Origin of the sequence: Streptomyces sp. NPDC007164, from assembly GCF_040634135.1 — a bacterium.
Lineage (GTDB): Bacteria > Actinomycetota > Actinomycetes > Streptomycetales > Streptomycetaceae > Streptomyces > Streptomyces sanglieri.
Map to the genome: position 1 here is coordinate 1 of NZ_JBEYFB010000118.1, position 4571 is coordinate 4571.

Sequence of the window (4571 nt, forward strand, 5' to 3'; positions counted from 1 at the left end):
ACCAGGTTGCTGCGACAACCCGGCGGTGAAGGTCTCTCACCTCACTCGATTCCATGGCGCCTCGTGGCGCACCCACCCGTTACGACAAGCGAGCCCATGTCTCCCACGGCACAGTCACCGCAGCCGCGATCCGACCATGGCTCCGACCATAGCTCCGACCATGATCCGCCGGACAGGACCTGGTCGAGACGGGCGATCCGCAGGGCCTGCTCGACATCCTGGCAGCGGACGTCGCCTCGTTGACCGACGGCGGCGGAGCGGTGCAGTCGGCGCGGGTGCCCGCCGTTGGTGCCGACGAGGAGGCCCACGCGTTGGGCAGGATCGACGCTGGACGCTGGCCGGTGCGGTAGGAGCGGCCGAGCGAAGCGCTACTCCTGACGTCACCGGCACCATGCGGACTTGGGGTGTGACCGGCTGTCGACGCCTGCGCCGGCCCACCGGGACGCGTACTCCTGTTGGAGCTGATGAGGAGGCGTCACAGACGCAGGATCCACCGCACGGCTCGGGAAGAGAAGGACCAGGCCAAGGACTGCCCGGCGCGCCGCTCCGTCAGGGGCAGGCCGCCGAAATCAGACGAGGTCGACTGCCTGGAGTGGCCCACGGTCGAATGTGGAATCAACCGACTCAAGAGAAACCGCGATGTCATGACCCGCTACGGCAAACAGGTCGTCCACTACGAAGTGACTGGGCCGGTAGCAACCATCAAGGAGTGGCTGTGATCATTCGCTGCGCACTCATGCAACCACCGGGCCTCACTGCTCTCCGCGTTGAACGCCGAACGCCTGAGCAACGGCAAGACTGTCTTCGTAGACGTGGTGCCGGGTGACCAGGCCGTGCTGGACCGTCAGGTGCAGGGCGAACCGCGCACGATACGCGCGCCCGGTGGGCCGGGCGGTCTGGCGGATTTCGCCGAGCACGACCGCATCATCGCCGTCGACGAGGACGCGCTCGACCTCGGTGGCCTCCTGCCCGGGCACATGGTGCTCCGCGAGCTCGCGGTAGTGAGCTGCGGCGTCGCTGCGTGTGCACCGATGCCGGATCCATGGGGTGGCAGCACGGCCGTGTTCAGACTCCGGCCAGTCCAGTTTCCAGTCGCCCCGCTCGGCATAGAGCTTGGCGATGCGGTCGGGGTCGCCCTCGCCGATCCGCCGCAGTAGCTCCTCCACCACGGAGCGGGTGGTCGTGGGTGTGTCCAATGACATGGTGAGTCCTTCCGTTGCGGAGGCGCGTGTCGACGCGGCGAGATCACATTCTTTCCGGTCGTGGAACCTACGGCGATTACCTCCCAGGTAATGGCGGGAAAGGCCCACCAAGGCCCACTTCTGTGACAGCCCCGGTGTTATGACAGGCAAGGTTCGCCACCTTGTGCGCCGTGGCGCGCGCGTCGGTCGGTGTCAGCAGTCGACGGACGAAGCCGAGGGCAACTGAGCCCGGCCCGCCATCGCTGTGCCGCCACCACGATGTGCTGCGCGCTGTGGTGAACAGCGACGCGACGTCGGGCGAGCTGGTGGCCGAGGTCCACCAGAGCGTCCGACGGACGGCGCAGGAGTTTCAGGCGAGGCCCTTGAGGAATTCCGAGAGCGCGGTGTGCAGGATCTCAGGTTGTTCCAAGTGCAGGTCGTGGCCGGTGCCGGGGATGCTCATGGCCATGGTGGCGGGTCGCTGCCGGAGCATCTCGTCGGCTTCCTGCGCAGGGATGAAGCTGGATTGGGCCAGGACGACCAAAGTGGGGCAGGCGACCTGCCCCCACTCGTGCTGGAAGGAACGCTGGGCGTTCTCCGCCAGCGAACGGACCATTACGTCCCGGTCGAAGCGAGGCCACCATCCGCCCTCGCGTTCCTCCAGCCCGGCCGCCCAGCCTGTGCCGACCGGTCCGCCGCCGAGGAACTTGGCTGCTGCTTCGCTTGAGGGGAACGGTGTCGGCCATGAGTCGAGCCATCCGCCGATGTCCACGGGGCCGTTCGGGTTTGCACCGCCGGGGCCGGCCTCGACGAGTACGAGCGCGCGGACAAGCCCGGGATGTGCGGCGGCGGTGAGCATGGCCGTGTGCCCGCCCAACGACTGGCCGACCAGGACAGGCCGCTGCAGCGCGAGCTGATCGACAACGGCGATGACGTCGGCGACGTAGGCGGCGCGGGAGACGTCCCGCGGGTGGCGCTCGCTGGCGCCGTGCCCGCGCTGGTCGACCGAGACAACCCGATAGCGGGAGCTCAAGCGCCGTGCCAGCACATCCCATTCACCCGCGTGACCGGCCAGGCCGTGCAGCAGCACGATGGGCTGTCCAGGCCCGCCCCAGTCCCGGCAGGCAAGCCGGACGCTGTCTCGCACCACCACGTATTCAGACCACGCCACGTCGGCCCCCAGGTAGTCGGCTGGCTCGATCATGCCGCAACCGCCTCGGGGCGTTCGACGAGCCGGCCGCGTTCGAAGCGGGCTCCTGCCCGGACGAGGGCGACCGGGTGGGGTGCGTTCACAGCCCGCAACCACTGCTGGACAGACTCGACGAGCTTGAAGCCCATTGCCAGGACTGCGTTGCGGTAGCCGTCGCCGCGGGTGTTCTTGGTCCGCAGCCGGACGGTGGCGAACGTTACCTCTGCTCGCTGGTTTCGGGAAACACCTCGCTCCGGGCCTTCCGGAAGCCCGGAGTGCCGTCACCGACCGCGAGGACCGGGGCGCGCGTGCCGCTGAGTGGGAGTTTGCCGTCATGGAGGATGTGGCTGGCCGGCTGGCCGGCCGGACGAGTGGGAGGAAGGACATGGTCATGGTTGCCCGGGGCCGGAAAGGTGTTGTGACGCGCTTTCGCTCGCTGATACGAATAGGAGATGCTTGCCACTGAAGCACTTGATCCCACGGACCGTCTGCTCGCCGAGCGAGCTTGCGAGCGCCTGATCATCGAGTTCGTGCGCAGGCTTGACCTCGGCGATCCTGGTGAGGTGGCCGAGCTGTTCGTGGATGACGGGGTCTGGGAGTGGACTGAGGGCGACCGCCGGATCCAGGGCCGTGACGCGCTTCGCTCCTATTTCGCTGGTCGGCCCGCAGACCGTCTCTCGCGCCGGATATGCACGAACATCCTGGTGACCCTCACATCCGAGGCGACGGCAACGGCGACCACCTACTTCACGACATACCGCGTCGACGGACATACAAGCGGCTTCGCACCTTCGCGGATCCCTACGCAAGTGGGCCACTAACTGATCGTTTCAGAATGGATTGAGCTGCAGGTCTTGCGCTTGGCGATGTTGGTCAGCAGGGTGTCCAGGGTGCGTGTTGATCTTGTTCCTGACGCCCTGTGGGAGCGGCTGGCCTCGCTGCTGCCGCCTGCTCCCGAGCGACGCCGTCGCCACCCCGGGCGGCTGCGTGTTCCGGACCGGGTGGCACTCGCCGGTGTCATGTACGTGCTGCGGACTGGTGTCGCGTGGCGTGACGTCCCCGCAGAGACGGTGGGCTGCTCCTGTGTGACGGCCTGGCGCCGACTGCGGGACTGGACCGAGGCCGGCGTCTGGCCGCGCCTGCACGCGGCCTTGCTGGTCGAGCTGCGCCGTGCCAGCTTGCTGGACCTGGACGACTGCTCCGTGGACGGGTCGCATGTCCGGGCTCTCAAAGGGGGGATCACGTCGGCCCCTCACCCGTGGACCGCGCGCGGCCAGGCTCGAAGCACCACCAGATCGTTGACCGTCACGGAACCCCACTTGCCGTCACCCTCACCGGTGGCAACCGGCACGACGTCACCCAGCTCATGCCGCTACTGGACGCCATCCCATCGATCCGGGGACTACGAGGGCGTCCCCGCCGCAAGCCCCGACGCCTGTACGCCGACCGGGGCTACGACTTCAACAAGTACCGCCGCCTGTTGTGGAAGCGCGGCATCAAACCCGTGATCGCCCGACGCGGCGTCGCCCACGGTTCCGGACTGGGTAAGGTGCGCTGGGTGGTCGAGCGCACCTTCGCCTGGCTGCACCAGTTCAAACGCCTCCGAACCCGCTACGAACGACGCGCCGATCTCCACCGGGGCCTGCTCAAACTGGCCTGCAGCCTGATATGTCTGCGCCGGCTCCAGAGGACGGTCAAACGCTGTGCCAGTAGCGGAGACGGGCCTCAGGCCCGTTGATACGCACCATGCAGTCCTTGAAGAGCTGCAACGGAGGCTGCCGGCCGTCAACCGGAGCCAGCGTGAGCCCCAAATCCTGCAACGGCTTGACCAGAGCGACGAACCTGAACCCATCCGGGTCAGGGCCCCTGTAGGCCGCCCATGCCTCGAACAACGGCCTCACGCTTTCCCAGCCCGGTCCCGGGGTGAAGCGCGCCAGGAAAAACGGCTGATCACAGCCGTACTCACTGAGCTCACCGACCAGGACGTCTCCCTGTAAGAGCTGCCACCGCGTCATCTGGTGTCCCCGTCCTCCACCGGCCAGTCGAGTTCGCATCTTCGCAGCGCATAACTCTCTGGCCAAGCGCTTCATTCTGAAATGATCAGTTACGAGTTGGTGCGCGATAGCGGATGAGGCGTGTTTCTCCTGGTCGCGGCCGATTTCAGGCTGCAGTAGCTCGGTCGGAGACGAGGCCGGCGATGG

4 protein-coding genes and 2 pseudogenes are annotated in these 4571 nt (G+C 67.2%); 2 read left to right on the forward strand and 4 right to left on the reverse strand.

Features of this window, described 5'->3' with window-relative positions; translation table 11 throughout:
• Positions 1 to 752: 752 nt before the first annotated feature.
• From ABZ622_RS41710 to ABZ622_RS41720, 3 genes and pseudogenes are all read right to left on the reverse strand, one after another.
• Complete coding sequence (locus ABZ622_RS41710) at positions 753 to 1202, reverse strand: nuclear transport factor 2 family protein (protein ID WP_360552516.1); 450 nt, start codon at positions 1200 to 1202, stop codon at positions 753 to 755.
• A gap of 349 nt (positions 1203 to 1551) precedes the next feature.
• Positions 1552 to 2385, reverse strand: coding sequence for an alpha/beta hydrolase (locus ABZ622_RS41715; RefSeq protein ID WP_360552518.1), 834 nt, complete (start codon positions 2383 to 2385; stop codon positions 1552 to 1554).
• Between the two features lie 14 nt (positions 2386 to 2399).
• Positions 2400 to 2674: pseudogene (locus tag ABZ622_RS41720) on the reverse strand (hypothetical protein); the annotation flags it as partial.
• Between the two features lie 148 nt (positions 2675 to 2822).
• Here ABZ622_RS41720 and ABZ622_RS41725 point away from each other — a divergent pair.
• Both ABZ622_RS41725 and ABZ622_RS41730 read left to right on the forward strand, forming a co-directional pair.
• Positions 2823 to 3188, forward strand: a pseudogene (locus ABZ622_RS41725) (nuclear transport factor 2 family protein); the annotation flags it as partial.
• 72 nt (positions 3189 to 3260) lie between these two features.
• Positions 3261 to 4108, forward strand: a protein-coding gene (locus ABZ622_RS41730) for an IS5 family transposase (protein WP_360552520.1) whose coding sequence is annotated in 2 segments (ribosomal slippage) — positions 3261 to 3600 and positions 3600 to 4108 — 849 coding nt in all. Because the reading frame shifts where the segments join, the coding sequence is not laid out codon by codon here.
• Here ABZ622_RS41730 and ABZ622_RS41735 read toward each other — a convergent pair.
• On the reverse strand, positions 4065 to 4571 hold a 507-nt coding region (locus tag ABZ622_RS41735; RefSeq protein ID WP_360552522.1), incomplete at its 5' end, for a hypothetical protein. The genes ABZ622_RS41730 and ABZ622_RS41735 overlap by 44 nt on opposite strands.

Excerpts from the sequence above, each read along its gene's own strand:
- ABZ622_RS41710 (WP_360552516.1), bottom strand. The coding sequence starts at position 1,202 with ATGTCATTGGACACACCCACGACCACCCGCTCCGTGGTGGAGGAGCTA.
- ABZ622_RS41715 (WP_360552518.1), bottom strand. The coding sequence starts at position 2,385 with ATGATCGAGCCAGCCGACTACCTGGGGGCCGACGTGGCGTGGTCTGAA.